The organism is Chryseobacterium piperi (genome assembly GCF_002285635.2).
Taxonomy (GTDB): domain Bacteria; phylum Bacteroidota; class Bacteroidia; order Flavobacteriales; family Weeksellaceae; genus Chryseobacterium; species Chryseobacterium piperi.
Window position 1 is genome coordinate 4,258,391 of the sequence record NZ_CP023049.2, and the last position, 15,511, is coordinate 4,273,901.

Sequence of the window (15,511 nt, forward strand, 5' to 3'; positions counted from 1 at the left end):
GTTCTACGGATAATTTTGAACTATAATTTTAAAGTAAGCAATTATGAAAACAAATTTTTTATTAATAGTATTTCTATTTCTATGCAGCTTTTATTGTGCGCAGGATAGTTTAAAGATGAATTCGGAGAAAGCAAAAGTATTCGGCTTTTCACCTTCAAAGAATGTTAAGAATGTCAACGGTGTTTTATTTAAATATTATGATGAGGAAGATAGTTTAAAGCCTAAAAAGACCAACGGAATCAATATGGGATTTAACTTTTTGGGAATTTTTATGCCACCTTTATTATTGGTTAGTCTTCCCACAGCTGATAAATGGAATCTTACGGATTACGAAGTTGTTTCTAGGGATAGCATGAATAAAATTAATGGATTACAATTGTCGCTAATTAATATGGAGCCAACGATAACCAATGGGGTTGAGATCAGTATGTCAAGTAATATTGGGACACAGGCAATTATAAATGGGGTTTCTTTTTCTCCATTTTTTAATATCCATCATGAAATGAGAGGACTTTCAGTAGCTCCTTTAGCTAATGTTGGCAAAAAATGTAGAGGACTTCAGATAGGGGTCTACAATAAATGTGACAATTTCAGAGGAGTACAGATTGGATGGTGGAATGAAAATGAAAAAAGAAAACTACCCTTGATTAATTGGAATTTTAAAGCAAAAAAATCATGAAAAAGTTACCTTACATATTCATCGCAATACGATTTTTTATTGCTCCAACTGTACTCTTACTAAGTTATTTGAAAGGAGAGGAGTCCAGATCTTTAATCTTAGTATTGATGTATATTGGATTATTAACAGATATTTTTGATGGAATCGTTGCCCGAAAGACTGGGGTTTCCTCCGAAAAATTGAGAAGGTTAGATAGCCAGACAGATCTTATTTTTTGGTTCTCTTTAGGGTTTTCATCTTATATTCTGAATCCTGAACTGATCAAAAATGAATGGGCTAGTATTCTCCTGATTTTCATTATGGAGGCTTTATGTTACATAGTGAGCATATGGAAATTTGGAAAAGAAACCTGTACACATGCTTTTCTTGCAAAAATGTGGGGATTGAGTCTGCTGATTGCCTTTACTTACCTCATTGGGTTTCAAGAAATTGGTTGGGCATTTTATGTGACCATCGGTCTAGGATTGATTTCTCATGTTGATGTGATTCTCATCATTTTATTGCTTCCAAAATGGGAATATGATGTTCCGAGTTCCTACCACGCTTGGGAAATTAGAAGTGGTAAACGGAGGAAAAAAACAATATTCTTTAACTAAATAAGCGTGAATAGTAGATTTTTATATTAAATAATTGATAATGATTTTTTAAAAGGCAGCGTAATCATCAACTTGCGCTGTTTTTTTGTAACTTTGCCAACATTAATTTTTATACGAAAATTTATAATCAACAAATGAAAAAGCAGACGATTAAAGAAATCCTGAAGGATTACAAAAAGGTATTACATCATGACATTACTGTTTACGGTTGGGTAAAAGCTTTCCGTTCAAATCGCTTTATAGCATTAAATGATGGTTCTACAATTAATAATTTGCAAATAGTTGTTGATTTCGAAAATTTTGACGAAGCAGTGATCAGTAAGATCAGTACCGCTTCTTCTCTTAAAGTAGTAGGAGAAGTAGTAGAAAGTCAGGGAGCAGGTCAGACGGTAGAGATTATTGCTAAAAAGATTATTGTTTTAGGAGATAACTTTACAGAAGAATTGCAAAGTACTATTCTTCAGCCGAAGAAACACAGTTTAGAAAAACTTCGTGAGCAGGCGCATTTAAGATTCAGAACCAACTTGTTTGGAGCTGTATTCAGAGTACGTCATGCGGTAACTTTTGCGATTCATTCATTCTTTAATAAAAATCATTTCTTCAACGTTCATACACCGATCATTACAGGTGCAGATGCAGAAGGAGCAGGAGAAATGTTTGGAGTGACCAGTTTTGATCTGAATAACATTCCAAGAACTGAAGATGGGGAAATTGATTACAGCCAGGATTTCTTTGGTAAGCAGACTAACCTTACGGTTTCAGGGCAGCTTGAGGGAGAAACTGCGGCTATGGGATTAGGAAGAATTTATACATTCGGACCTACTTTTCGTGCTGAGAACTCAAATACCACCCGTCACCTTGCTGAATTCTGGATGGTAGAACCTGAGGTTGCTTTCAACAACCTTGAAGATAACATTGATCTTGCTGAAGATTTCTTAAAGTATGTAATCCAATATGTATTGGATAACTGTAAAGATGATCTGGAGTTTTTGGATAAGAGATTTGTTGAAGAACAAAAATCTAAACCGGAAAAAGAAAGAGCTAAGGAAGGTCTTATAGAAAAATTGCAAAATGTAGTAGCTAAACGTTTCATGCGTGTAAGCTATACGGAAGCTATCGAAATATTATTAAACTCTAAAGAGAACAAAAAGGGTAAATTCCAATTCCCTATTGAGGAGTGGGGAGCTGACCTTCAGTCTGAGCATGAAAGGTTCCTTGTAGAGAAACATTTTGAAAGCCCGGTAGTTTTATTTGATTATCCAAAGGATATCAAAGCATTCTACATGCGTTTGAACGATGATAACAAAACAGTAAGAGCAATGGATGTTCTTTTCCCGGGAATTGGAGAGATCATTGGAGGGTCTGAAAGAGAAGAAAGAATTGAAGTTCTAAAACAGAAAATGCAGGAAATGCATGTTGAAGAAGAAGAACTTTGGTGGTATATGGATACAAGAAAATTTGGTTCTGTGCCTCATGCTGGATTCGGATTAGGTCTTGAAAGACTTGTTCTTTTCGTAACAGGAATGACGAACATCAGAGATGTAATTCCTTTCCCAAGGACGCCAAAAAGTGCAGAATTTTAAATACAAAAAAAGCCTTAAATTGAGTTTTAAGGCTTTTTTTATTTTCTAATAGCTTATTATGTTAAATTATATCTAGCAAAAATCATGCTAAATATGATGTTTCTGAAAAAAATTCATTAAATTCGTAGAATATGTTATGTTAAAACAGAAAGAGTACTATGCTTAAACAACACTTACAACTCAAATTAGGACAAAAGTTGGCTCCCCAGCAGATCCAGTTGATGAAGCTTATTCAGCTTCATACATTGGAATTTGAAGAGGAATTGGAAAGAGAGTTAGAAGAAAATCCTGCATTGGAAATTGCCAAGGAAGAATCTAAAGAGGATGATTATGCTGCTCTTGAGGATTCTTATGAAAATGAAGGAACAGAAAGCATTGAAACTGATTTTGATGTGAATGAATATCTCTACGATGATGAGCCTAACTATAAAACAGCATCCAGTAATTATTCTGCAGATGATGAAGAATTTGATAATGAAAGCCTTTTAACAGAAGGCCAGTCTTTATATGACTATTTGCTGGAGCAGATTCACCTGGCGAACATTAATGAAGAAGATGTCAGAATTGCTGAATACATTATCGGAAATTTAGATACTGACGGATATTTGAGAAGAGAAATAAAATCTATTGTTGATGATTTGGCGTTTTCGCAAGGAATCTATACAACAAAAGAGAAAGTCGAAGATATCTTAGAGAACTATGTTCAGAAGCTTGATCCACCAGGAGTAGGGGCGAGAGGACTTCAGGAATGTCTTTTATTGCAGATTGAAAAGAAAGTAAGCTCTGATAAAGCTGTTTCTTTAGCTGCTAATATTCTGAGACATCAGTTCGATGCATTGACGAATAAGCATTACAATAAGATTATTCAGAAGTATGATATTGAAGAAGAGGATCTTAAAGATGCTTTAGAAGAAATTTCGAAATTATCTCCGAAAGTAGGGGGGAACTTTGATACTCAGACGATTACTATTAATCAGGAGATTATTCCGGATTTTGTCATTCAGGTAAAAGACGGACAAGTGGTTCCTATGCTTAATAGTAAAAATGCACCTACATTAAGAGTTTCTGAGGAATATAAAGATATTTTAACGACGTACTCTCACGATAAAAATTCTTCTGAGCATAAGCAGGCTGCTTTATTCATCAAACAAAAACTGGATGCAGCTAAATGGTATATCGATGCTATTAATCAGCGCCAGAATACCTTATTGCAAACCATCACTGCTATTGTTAAGTTCCAGAAAGAATATTTCATCACAGGAGATGAAAAATCATTAAAGCCAATGATTCTTAAGGATGTTGCTGATATTACAGGATTTGATATTTCAACCATATCAAGGGTAGTCAAAAGTAAATATGCGGATACTCCTAATGGAATCGTTTATCTTAAGGACTTGTTTTCGGATAGCTTAACGAATGATGATGGTGAAGAAGTTTCTACAAAAGAAATCAAAACGCATCTTCAGGAAGTAATCAGTAAAGAAAACAAAAGAAAACCATTGACAGATGATGCGCTGGTTGTTATTTTGAAAGAACAAGGGTATAATATTGCAAGACGAACAATTGCAAAATACAGGGAACAGCTTAATATTCCCGTGGCCAGATTAAGAAAAGAACTATAATAGAAGATATAAAAAAAGCATTTCAATTTTGAAATGCTTTTTTCTTTTTATAGGCACAAAAGTTACTTTTTTAGCTGATCAAGTTTTAATTCTCTGACAGAGACTTCACGCATTTCCACTTTACGTATCTTTCCGGAAATGGTCATAGGGAATTCATCTACAAATTTCCAATATTTAGGAACTTTATAATGAGCAATTTTACCCTTGCAATAATTATTAAGTTCTTCTTCGGTTACTTCGAATCCTTTTCTTATTTTGACCCAGGCCATTACTTCTTCACCAAATTTTTCACTAGGTACACCAATGATTTGAACATCAAAGATATTCGGATAGGTATATAAAAAATCTTCAATTTCTTTTGGTGAAATGTTTTCGCCTCCACGAATGATCAAGTCTTTTATTCTTCCTGAAATGGTAATATAACCTTCCTGGTCCATTATAGCTAAATCTCCGGTATGCATCCACCGTGAATCGTCGAGAACCTTTCGGGTGTTCTCAGGATCATTCCAATATTTGAGCATAACAGAGTAGCCTCTGGTACAAAGTTCTCCATGTTGACCTTGTTCTACCACCTTTCCATTTTCATCAATGATTTTTATTTCAAGATGGTCCTGTACAGTTCCGACAGTACTTACCTGCTTTTCTAAAGGAGTTCCGATCAGGGTTTGTGTAGAAACCGGAGATGTTTCGGTCATTCCGTAACATATGCTCATCTCTTTGATGTTCATAAGATTTTCAACCTTTTTCATAATTTCCGGTGGACATACTGAGCCCGCCATGACTCCTGTTCTTAAATTGGAAAAGTCATACGTATCAAAATCTTTTACAGCTAATTCTGCAATAAACATGGTAGGAACGCCATAGAGAGAAGTGCATTTTTCGTCAGAAACTACTTTTAGGGTTATGTCCGGATCAAAGCTATCGTTAGGAATAACAATACATGCGCCATGGGCGATACAGCAAATGTTTCCGATCACCATTCCGAAACAATGATAAAAAGGAACAGGGATACAAACCCGGTCTTTTTCTGTATATTTTAACCGGACTCCGATAAAATAACCGTTATTTAAAATATTATGATGGGAAAGTGTAACTCCTTTTGGAAATCCTGTAGTTCCTGAAGTATATTGAATATTTACAGGATCATCGAATTCAATTTCTTCTTCAGCAGCTTGTAGTGTTTCATCCGTGACAGTTTTTCCTCTTTCTAAAAAAGTATTCCAGGTATCATCAAAAAAAACAGACTCTTCCAAGGTAGGGCAAACTTCCTTGGCATATTCTACCATTTCTTTATAATTACTGGTTTTGAAGCTTAAGGAAGAAAAAATAAATCGGACTTCGGATTGATTCAGTACATACGTTAACTCATGAGTTCTGTATGCAGGGTTTATATTAACGAGAATAGTGCCTATTCTTGCAGTAGCATATTGTAATAACACCCATTCATACCGATTGGCTGACCATATCCCTATCCTGTCACCGGATTGAGCGCCCAGATGTAGTAAGGCCTTAGCAACAACAGTAGTTTGTTCGTAAAATTCCCTGTATGTGGCGCGATAATTCTGATGTACAGAAATCAACGCCTCCTGATTGGGATATTTATCAACTGCTTTCTTAAAATTATTTCCTATCGTTTCCCCCAGTAAAGGGATGTTTGAAGCACCAGATACATAAGATAAAGCCATAGTAAAAGATTTGTTTATTTAAATTTAACAAATAAATCTTAAGAAGGCTGCTTATGAAAAGTTAATTTTCCTGAGAATCGATATCCTTTAGTTGGGTAAGATTTTTATCTAATCTTTTCATGATAATACCATATACCAGTCTGTAATAGAGCCAAACTAATAGAACGGTAAGTGCTGTACTCAGGACAACACCAACTAAGAAACCGGTGAGGGTTGAATTCGTAATATTTATATTCTGGATATCTACAATGTAAAATATAAAGATGATGAATACTGATGTAAAAGCAATTAATAATCCGATATTGATCAGGATAAAAGCGTTAACCGTTTTTTTGAATTGAATAATTTTGAGAATGAATTTTTTTAAATTCTCCTCAATTTTTATCTGTTTATGGTTTTGGTAAAACTTATAAACAAAGTAAGCAGTTATGGATAAGCTTAATACCTTTAAAGTTAAGTATATATTATCAAAAGCTTTGTCTACCTGTGGAGTTCTATCTACTCCCAGTTTTTCCAGAATATTGATAAAACTGTTGGATTCTTTACCCTGTATGATATAAAATAATCCTACAGTAGTAAAAAATAGGAATTCAATAACGCTGATCCAGAAAATATACTTCACATAATTGCGTGACTTTCTGTTGAGCATCTGAAGAATTTCATTATTGTCATATTTATGCTGAACAGGCTGTTCCTGCCATGTCTTCTTAAAACTGTCTAAATCAAAATCAGGCATACTTTTCCATCTGTTCTTTAAGGGTTTTCTTTAATCTATTCATCTTCACACGTGCATTTACTTCGGTGATCCCGAGGTTTTCTGCGATATCCTTATAGGGCAAGTCATCCAGATACATCATTACTATGGCTCTTTCTACATTCGGAAGGGTTTTGATCACAGTATATAAAAGAGAGATCTGCTGTTGTTTCTCATCATCATCTTCTATAAAATCTCTGTGGTTGATATCCAGCTCGTTGGTAGGAAGGCTTTTGCTTTTTTTTCTGAAAAGTGTAATGGCTGTATTAAGGGCTACACGATACATCCAGGTAGAAATCTTGGAATTACCTTTAAAAGAGTCGTAGCTTCTCCATAGTTGCAAAACAATTTCCTGAAAAAGATCTTCTTCGTCTTCGAGAGAATTGGTATAAAGCCGCGAAACTTTAATAATCAGTCCCTGATTATCTTTGATAAGCTGCGCAAATTCTTTTTCTCTGGAAATCAAAATAGATGTATAATCGCACGAAGATACTAATAATGTGTTAATTTGAAAATTTGAAAATGAATTAATTAAGAAAAATACATAATAAAATGGGAATTAAAAGGTATTTTATCAGTGTTGATTGAGTTTTTGTGTTAAATATTTATTGATTTTCTTTAAATAGTTAGATTGGTAAACTGTTGAGATCGGGTAGCTTATTATATTTTCAGAATTCACACATTAACTCATTTTCAAATTAGCACATTTTCAAATTAACCTCTATCTTTGCACCCACGAGAAAGTCGGCTTGTTGATCTTTACTTCGGTAGAGGTAGGAAAGTCCGGACACCATAGAGCAGTAAAGCGGATAACATCCGTCACCCGTGAGGGTAGGACAAGTGCAACAGAAAGCAAGTACAGTTCGGCTGTAGTGAAACCAGGTAAACTCTTTACGGTGCAATGATAAGTATATCGGTTCTTTTCAGTAATGAAGATAGGAGTTGCTCGCTCTGAAAGCCGAGGGGTAATCAGCTCAAGTCTTGCAGTAATGTAAGACGTAGATAAATAACAGGCACTTCTCAGAAGTACAAAATCCGGCTTACAGATTTTCTCGTGATTTTTTGACGACTTATTAAGGACAGAACAAATTAAATAAAAAAAGCGGAAAATTATTTTTTCCGCTTTTTATTTGAGAAGAATGGCAATAATGCTATTCGTTTTCGAGTACCTTTTTCGCATCCTGTAAGCTTTTTAGCTCTTTATCAGAAAGTTGAGGGTATTTTAAATCCATTTTTTCCAAGGTATCTATAATAATCTGGATGGCAGCTACTCTTGTAAACCATTTATTGTCAGCAGGTAGTACATACCATGGGGCATAATCCTTAGAGGTTTCATTGATTGCTGTTTCATAAGCAACCATATATTTATCGAATAATGCTCTTTCAGGTAAATCGGCCGCAGAGAATTTCCAGTTTTTATTCTGCTCGTTAATCCGGTCTAAGAATCTTTCTTTCTGTTCTTTTTTAGAAACATTCAAGAATATCTTTACGATAGTGGTTCCGTTTTCAGAAAGATGTTTTTCGAAATTTCTGATACTTTCATATCTGTTTTCCCAGAATGTATCATCAAAATCTTCTACGGAGCTCCAGGTCTTTTCACTTAAATTATACTCAGGATGTACTTTACAAACCAAAACGCTTTCATAGTGAGAACGGTTGAAAATTCCAATCATTCCTTTCTGTGGTAAAGCTATATAATGTCTCCATAGAAAATCGTGGGCGTATTCTTTCGAGCTAGGAGTTTTAAAGCTGGTCACATTACACCCTTGAGGGTTTACGCCTCCGAAAACATGTTCTATTAAGCTGTCTTTTCCTGCAGCATCCATGGCCTGAAGGATAACGAGAAGAGATTGGGTTCCATCAGCATAAAGTCTTTCCTGGAGTTCTCTAAGCTTTTCTTTTTCCATTGCTAATAATTGCCGGCCTTCCTGTTTGGTAAGCTTTCCCTGATATTCTGTTGGTGCTTTTTTTATTGAAAATTTTCCTTTTACTTCAAAATCGTCTGAGAAATTGGTGTCCATATTTTTATTATTTATAATAAATGTAATAAAAAAACCGTCTCCATGGAGACGGTTTCTTTATTTTTCTGAGTAGAGCTTACTTTGCAGCTGCTACTTTTTTAGCTGCCTTAGCTGCTTTTTTAGCCACTTTAGCGTCTACTGCTGTTTCTACTTTAGCTGCTGCTGTTGTTGTAACCTCAGGAGCGTTTGCATCTACATTTCCTTTGATATAGATTACGCTTCTGCTGTTTGCAGGGTCATTAGAATATACCTCAATCATCTTGTTGAAAGCTCCGTTAAGAGTGGTGTTATATCCAACTTTGATTTTAGCAGATTTCCCAGGCATAATAGGATCAGTGCTGAATTCCGGAGTTGTACATCCGCAAGATGGTTTTACATTAGCAATTACCAAAGGTTTATCCCCAGTATTAGTTACTGTAAAAAATCTTGTACCGTCAGAACTAGGCTTAATAGTACCATAGTCGAAAGTAGTCTTATCAAAAGTGATAGTTTGCGCAGATGCAAGAGCAAATGTTCCAAATAGTGCAATTCCTGCAATTAATTTTTTCATATTCTTGAATGTTAATATGTTTGTTAGATAAATTTTGAGAAACAAAGTTAAAAATTATTTTAATTCATACTTAAAATTTTTTTTCTTTAGACTATTTTTGCAAATTGTAAGCTAAAGAAATAGAATTTATGCAGATTTCAGAAAAGTATAATCCACAGGAAACAGAACAAAAATGGTACAACTTCTGGATGGAAAATAAGTTTTTTCATTCGGAACCTAATGACAAGCCACCTTATACTGTGGTAATTCCTCCACCTAACGTAACGGGGATATTACACATGGGGCATATGTTGAATAATACCATCCAGGATGTTCTGGTCCGCCGTGCAAGAATGCAGGGCTTTAATGCCTGCTGGATTCCGGGAACAGATCACGCTTCTATTGCTACCGAAGCTAAAGTTGTTGCTAAATTGAAGTCTGAAGGAGTCAGTAAATCAGATATTACCCGTGAAGAGTTTTTAAAACATGCATGGGACTGGACGGATAAATACGGTGGAACCATCCTTGATCAGCTGAAAAAGTTAGGCTGTTCTTGCGATTGGGACAGAACCCGTTTTACGATGGAAGATAAATTATCTGCCCAGGTAATCAAAAGCTTTGTAGATCTTTATAATAAAGGATTAATCTACAGAGGGTACAGAATGGTTAACTGGGATCCGGAAGCAAAAACCAATATTTCTGATGAAGAAGTAATTTTTAAAGAACAAAACGGGAAACTGTATTTCCTTAAATATAAAATTGAAGGTTCAGAAGAATTTCTTTCCGTAGCGACTACACGTCCTGAAACGATTTTCGGGGATACTGCAGTTTGTATCAATCCTAATGATGAGAGGTATGCTCATTTAAAAGGTAAAAATGTAATTGTGCCTATCGTTAACAGAGTGGTTCCTATTATTGAAGATGAATATGTGGATATAGAATTCGGAACGGGAGCATTAAAGATTACACCAGCTCATGATACCAATGACTACGAAATCGGGCAAAAACATCAATTGAAAATGATTGATGCTTTGGATGATGATGCTAATCTTAATGAACATGGATTGCATTATGCCGGGAAAAACAGATTCGAAGTTAGAAAACAGATTGCCAAAGAATTAGAAGAAAAAGATCTTTTACTAAAAGCAGAAGATTATGTCAATAAAGTAGGAACTTCTGAAAGAACAGGAGCGGTTATAGAACCTAAAATATCTGTACAATGGTTCCTTAAAATGTCTGAAATTGCTAAACCTGCACTGGATGTAGTAATGGATGATGAAGTTAAATTTTACCCGGAAAAGTTTAAAAATACCTATAAGCACTGGATGGAAAACATCCGTGACTGGAATATTTCGCGCCAGCTTTGGTGGGGACAGCAAATTCCTGCTTATTATTATGGTGATGGTGAAAATGATTTTGTAGTTGCAGAAACAAAAGAGGAAGCGCTGGTTCTGGCAAAAGAAAAGACAGGAAATAAGGAACTGACAATAGATAGCCTGAGACAAGATGAAGATGCCTTGGATACGTGGTTCTCTTCATGGTTATGGCCAATGTCTGTATTTGACGGATTACTGGATCCTGAAAATAAAGATATCCAATATTATTATCCTACATCAGACTTGGTAACCGGTCCGGATATTATTTTCTTCTGGGTTGCGAGAATGATTATGGCAGGATTGGAATACAGAAAAGAAGTTCCGTTCAAGAATATTTATTTTACAGGAATTGTAAGAGATAAGCAGAGAAGGAAAATGTCCAAGTCCTTAGGAAATTCACCAGACCCATTGGAGCTGATGGATAAATATGGAGCTGATGGTGTTCGTGTTGGGATCTTATTAAGTTCTGCAGCAGGAAACGATCTTCTGTTTGATGAAGACCTGATGCTTCAGGGAAGAAACTTCATGACTAAAATATGGAATGCTTTCCGATTGACTCAGGGATGGAATAAAGAAGATAAACCTGCCAATGCAACTGATAACGAAGCTATAGAATGGTTCGGAAATCAAATGGATAAAACGATTATTGAGGTAGAGCAACAGTTTGAGAAATTCAGAATTTCTGATGCACTGCATTTAATCTATAAATTGATTTGGGATGATTTTTGTGGATGGTATCTGGAAGCAATTAAGCCGAACTATGGAGAAGGGATTTCAAAAGAAGTATATCAGAAAACGATTGCTTTCTTTGAAGAGCTGATGAAGCTTTTACATCCGTTCATGCCATTTATGTCAGAAGAACTATGGCAGCTTATTTCAGAAAGGAGTGTGGAAGAAGCTCTGGTTATTGCTCAGCAGAGAAAAGCAAATGAGTTTGATGAGACAACTATCAAGAACTTTGAAATAGCTAAAGAACTTATTTCAGGAGTTAGAAATTATCGTCAGACGAAGGGGATTTCTCCAAGAGAAACCGTAGAGGTTTATACCAATGCTTCTCAGTTTGAAAATGAAGCGGTGGTAAAAAGATTAGCCAATATCTCTGAAATACATTTTGGAGAAAAAACAGATAAGCCAAGCTTTACATTCCTGGTTGGAGCAACTGAAATTTCTATTCCTTTAAGTGAAAACTTAGATTTAGGGGAAGAGAAAGTGAAGACAGAAGAAGAATTGAAATATTTAAAAGGCTTCCTGGTTTCTGTAGATAAGAAACTTTCTAATGAGAAGTTTGTAGCTAATGCAAAACCGGAAGTAGTAGAAATAGAGCGTAAGAAACAAAAAGACGCTCAGGACAAGATTGCTATTCTTGAAGAGAAACTGAAAAGCCTGTAAGGCTTTTATGCAATAGAGTCTGAAAAATTTGTCTGCTGAGCACAGGTTTACAGATCTGTGCTCAGCCTGACTCATAAAACAATTATAATAGAAATGACACACATAGAAAATATAAAGAAGCTGTTTTCAAGGAATTTTGTAGAAAGTCCCTTATTGGAAAGTTTTGAAGTTGGAAAAATTTATCTTTCCAGTGGAAAATTAGTGGCTTGTGATCCTTTGATCACCAATGATATGCTTCCTTTTTCCGTAGATTTTCCAAAAGGAGATTTCTCGGTTTTACTTCATAAAGAAAGAGAAAGTAATTGTGTGGCATATGCTGAGATTATTTTTAGCAACTCTGAAATTTCTGATTGGAAACTGGCCACTACCGATGGACAAAATATCAAAGACTTAGCTGAAGAAGAAGTTTTCGGATATCCTGTAGAGAGTGGGATGGGATGTTTTATGGATGTTGATACCCAGGAACAGCTAAATGATCTGGAAAAAAGATTATACCATAGTAAAGGCGTTGATTTCATGGGGATTTATGAAGAATTTTTCCATGATTATTTTTTTGATGAGAACGGAGCGATTGACCAATATGCTTTCCTAAAACCAGCTGAAGAACACCCAGGAACTATTTTTGCTTTTGAAACCGGATATGGAGAAGGTTTCTATGCCAGCTATATTGGCTATGATAAAGAAGGGACTCCGGTAAAGATCGTAACAGAATTTATCGAAATAAGTTAATTATTTGTCTTTTAATGTCGCTATTTTTCTATTTTTGTATAAATCAATCTGAAACACAATGAATTTCTCTTCAATACAGCCCAAAATTATAGTCGTTGGTAGCTCTTCAATAGATTTAGTCTTAGAAACTGAAAAGCTTCCGGCTCCGAATGACACTGTTTTAGCTGTTAATTCGGATAGTTACTTTGGCGGGAAAGGTGCCAATCAGGCGGTAGGTACTGCAAGATTAGGAGCCAGTGTATACTTTATAGGATGCGTAGGAATGGATCCACTGGGCCAGCAAATCATGAGGAATCTGGTGAATGAGAATGTCAATGTGGGTTTTGTTGCAGAAACAGACAGGGAAGCAACTGGAACGGCTTATGTAACGACATCTGAAGGAAATGCTGCTATTGTAGTGGTTCCTGCGGCCAATAAACTTTTAAGTACAAAACATATTGAGGAAGCAGACCGATACTTCCACACCGTTGACCTTATTCTTGTTCAGCTTGAGGTTTCCATGGAAGTTGTAGAGTATACGGTAAGAAAGGCTAAGAAATATGGAAAAAAAGTAGGATTATATGCTTCGCCGGCTATGAGAGTCAGTGAAGAGATTTTAGAAAATGTTGATTTCGTTATTGCTAAAAGTAGCGAACTTTATATCGTTTTTGGTGAGGAGCAAAAAGAGGAAGTCCTTAAGAAATATTTCAATAAAGTTTTTGTAAGGGATGACACGAATTCCACCATTTATTTTGATGGGACGGAAATGAAGTACTTCAGAAATCATAATGATGATAAAACGGCTCATAAAATGGGAATGGGTGATGCTTTCACATCAGGATTTGCCATTGCTTTGTGTCATAATAACTCAATAGAAGATTGCGTAAAGTTTGGTAATGAAGTATCTCTGAAGGTTTCTACAAAAAAAGGATCACAGACCGGATTGCCGAGAATATCGGATTACTTAGCCTAAAGCTATTTGCTACATATCGATAGTTTATCAATTAACATAAAATGAGTACTAAAATTTCCACTTTTGAGTGGATTTTTTTCTTTATAAAATATGGAAAAGTTAACTCTTACTACAACGGATCATATTCCTATTATTGCCCACCTTTTTTCACCGAAAAATAGTAACAACAAATTATTGCTGATTAATTCTGCTACAGGAGTAAAGCAGCATGTATATTTTTCCTTTGCTAACTATTTTTCAGAGAAAGGATTTACGGTAATTACTTATGACTACCGTGGGATCGGACTTTCCAAGCCCAAGCGAATGAAAGATTTTAAAGCATCTATGAGAATCTGGGGTTCTGAAGATTATAAAACATTGACCCAATATATCAAAACCCATTTTGAAGGGCATGAGAAATATTGTTTGGGGCATTCTGTTGGAGCATTGATTCTGGGAATGAATAAAGATTCAACAATGTTTAAAGAATTCTTTTTCGTTGGGACTCAGAATGCTTTTGTCGGCAACCTGAAATTTAAAACAAAAATAGAAGCATATCTTGGCTTTGGAATTGTACAACCTCTGGCGACACAATTACTGGGTTATTTTCCGGCACATTGGTTTGGCTTAGGAGAAAGTCTGCCTAAAAATTGCGCTTATGACTGGAGAACCTTAATTTTGAATAAAAAATCAACCAATGGTCTTTTAGAAAAAATTGATGATTATTCTAAAGAATTGACCCAAAAAGTTTTTGTCATCCGAGCAGAAGATGATGTATGGCTTACGGAGAAAGGAGTAAAGAGTTTGCTAAACACTACTTATCCTAATCTCAAACCTACATACAGGCTCGTAAAGACAGCTGAATCAGAAAAGGGGGAGATAGGGCATGTTAATTTTTTTAGAAGCTATAACCGTAAGCTTTGGGATATTATTTTAAATGAACTAATACATAATGGAGAGTACAATTGATAAAACAATAGAATTTGTAAAAGAAAAACTGGCAGGAGCCGAAGCAGGACATGACTGGTATCATATTGAAAGGGTATGGAAACTTTCTCAAGAGATTGCTCAGCATGAAAACAGCAATAAAGAAGTTGTTGAACTGGCAGCCTTGCTTCACGATATTGCTGACCCTAAATTCCATAATGGCGATGAAACGATTGCCTTAAAAGTTTCCCGTGAATTTTTAGAAGGGCAAAATGTGAAGGAAGAAACCATAGAAGAAGTTCTGTTTATCATTAAGAATATTTCATTTAAAAATAGAGGAGAGGTGCCCAAAGATCTACCAATTGAACTTAAGATCGTTCAAGATGCTGACCGATTGGATGCTATAGGAGCTATAGGTGTAGCAAGGACATTTAATTTTGGAGGATTTAAAAACAATTTGATGTATCATCCTGATATTGAGCCTAAGCTAAATATGTCTAAGGAGGAGTATAAAAAATCAAACGGGACTACTATCAATCACTTTTATGAAAAACTATTGCTTTTAAAGGATTTAATGAATACTGAAACAGGAAAAGGTTTAGCTCAGGAAAGACATGATTTTATGTTAAAATTTCTGGAGCAGTTTTATAAAGAGTGGAATGTTGAATAACATTCCCTCTAAAATTTCTT

The 15,511-nt window shown here is 35.3% G+C and carries 13 protein-coding genes, 1 other RNA gene and 1 pseudogene; 10 read left to right on the forward strand and 5 right to left on the reverse strand.

Annotation, left to right across the window (positions count from 1 at the left end; translation table 11 throughout):
• The first annotated feature begins 43 nt into the window (after positions 1-43).
• The 4 genes from CJF12_RS18650 to rpoN all read left to right on the forward strand — a co-directional run bounded on the left by CJF12_RS18650 (position 44) and on the right by rpoN (position 4,480).
• The gene (locus CJF12_RS18650) at positions 44-679 is read left to right on the forward strand and encodes an LA_2272 family surface repeat-containing protein (protein WP_131329509.1); all 636 of its coding nucleotides are present in this window, start codon (positions 44-46) and stop codon (positions 677-679) included.
• Positions 676-1,275 carry a CDP-alcohol phosphatidyltransferase family protein gene (locus CJF12_RS18655; RefSeq protein ID WP_034682547.1) on the forward strand — a complete coding sequence of 200 codons (600 nt, stop codon included), beginning with the start codon at positions 676-678 and terminating at the stop codon, positions 1,273-1,275. The genes CJF12_RS18650 and CJF12_RS18655 overlap by 4 nt, the downstream gene beginning before the upstream one ends.
• 134 nt (positions 1,276-1,409) lie before the next feature.
• Positions 1,410-2,858 (forward strand): asparagine--tRNA ligase, encoded by a 1,449-nt coding sequence (asnS, locus tag CJF12_RS18660; RefSeq protein ID WP_034682548.1) that lies wholly within the window; start codon positions 1,410-1,412, stop codon positions 2,856-2,858.
• A gap of 158 nt (positions 2,859-3,016) precedes the next feature.
• Complete coding sequence (rpoN, locus tag CJF12_RS18665; RefSeq protein WP_034682549.1) at positions 3,017-4,480, forward strand: RNA polymerase factor sigma-54; 1,464 nt, start codon at positions 3,017-3,019, stop codon at positions 4,478-4,480.
• Positions 4,481-4,542: 62 nt separating this feature from the next.
• On the opposite strand, the gene CJF12_RS18670 is transcribed toward rpoN, so the two are convergent.
• The 3 genes from CJF12_RS18670 to CJF12_RS18680 form a co-directional block, all read right to left on the reverse strand.
• The gene (locus tag CJF12_RS18670; protein ID WP_194293662.1) at positions 4,543-6,165 is read right to left on the reverse strand and encodes an AMP-binding protein; all 1,623 of its coding nucleotides are present in this window, start codon (positions 6,163-6,165) and stop codon (positions 4,543-4,545) included.
• A 61-nt stretch (positions 6,166-6,226) separates the two neighbouring features.
• Positions 6,227-6,901, reverse strand: a complete 675-nt coding sequence (locus CJF12_RS18675; RefSeq protein ID WP_034682551.1) for a hypothetical protein — start codon at positions 6,899-6,901, stop codon at positions 6,227-6,229.
• Positions 6,894-7,385 carry an RNA polymerase sigma factor gene (locus CJF12_RS18680; protein WP_034682552.1) on the reverse strand — a complete coding sequence of 164 codons (492 nt, stop codon included), beginning with the start codon at positions 7,383-7,385 and terminating at the stop codon, positions 6,894-6,896. Before CJF12_RS18680 ends, CJF12_RS18675 begins: the two co-directional genes overlap by 8 nt.
• Positions 7,386-7,655: 270 nt before the next feature.
• Here CJF12_RS18680 and rnpB point away from each other — a divergent pair.
• An RNA gene (gene rnpB / locus CJF12_RS18685) (RNase P RNA component class A) lies at positions 7,656-7,978 on the forward strand.
• A gap of 92 nt (positions 7,979-8,070) precedes the next feature.
• On the opposite strand, the gene CJF12_RS18690 is transcribed toward rnpB, so the two are convergent.
• Positions 8,071-8,940 (reverse strand): polyphosphate kinase 2 family protein, encoded by an 870-nt coding sequence (locus CJF12_RS18690; RefSeq protein WP_034682553.1) that lies wholly within the window; start codon positions 8,938-8,940, stop codon positions 8,071-8,073.
• 193 nt (positions 8,941-9,133) lie between these two features.
• Positions 9,134-9,490: pseudogene (locus tag CJF12_RS18695) on the reverse strand (DUF1573 domain-containing protein); the annotation flags it as partial.
• 128 nt (positions 9,491-9,618) lie between these two features.
• Between CJF12_RS18695 and CJF12_RS18700 the strand changes: the two are divergent.
• The 5 genes from CJF12_RS18700 to CJF12_RS18720 all read left to right on the forward strand — a co-directional run bounded on the left by CJF12_RS18700 (position 9,619) and on the right by CJF12_RS18720 (position 15,491).
• Positions 9,619-12,234, forward strand: a complete 2,616-nt coding sequence (locus CJF12_RS18700; protein WP_034682555.1) for a valine--tRNA ligase — start codon at positions 9,619-9,621, stop codon at positions 12,232-12,234.
• A gap of 93 nt (positions 12,235-12,327) precedes the next feature.
• Positions 12,328-12,963 (forward strand): DUF4241 domain-containing protein, encoded by a 636-nt coding sequence (locus tag CJF12_RS18705; protein ID WP_034682556.1) that lies wholly within the window; start codon positions 12,328-12,330, stop codon positions 12,961-12,963.
• A 58-nt stretch (positions 12,964-13,021) separates the two neighbouring features.
• Entirely contained in the window at positions 13,022-13,915 is an 894-nt protein-coding gene (locus CJF12_RS18710) for a ribokinase (RefSeq protein ID WP_034682557.1), read from the forward strand.
• 90 nt (positions 13,916-14,005) lie between these two features.
• On the forward strand, positions 14,006-14,863 hold the full coding sequence (locus tag CJF12_RS18715; protein ID WP_034682558.1) for an alpha/beta hydrolase family protein: 858 nt from the start codon (positions 14,006-14,008) through the stop codon (positions 14,861-14,863).
• Positions 14,847-15,491 (forward strand): HD domain-containing protein, encoded by a 645-nt coding sequence (locus CJF12_RS18720; RefSeq protein ID WP_034682559.1) that lies wholly within the window; start codon positions 14,847-14,849, stop codon positions 15,489-15,491. Before CJF12_RS18715 ends, CJF12_RS18720 begins: the two co-directional genes overlap by 17 nt.
• Positions 15,492-15,511 lie beyond the last annotated feature (20 nt).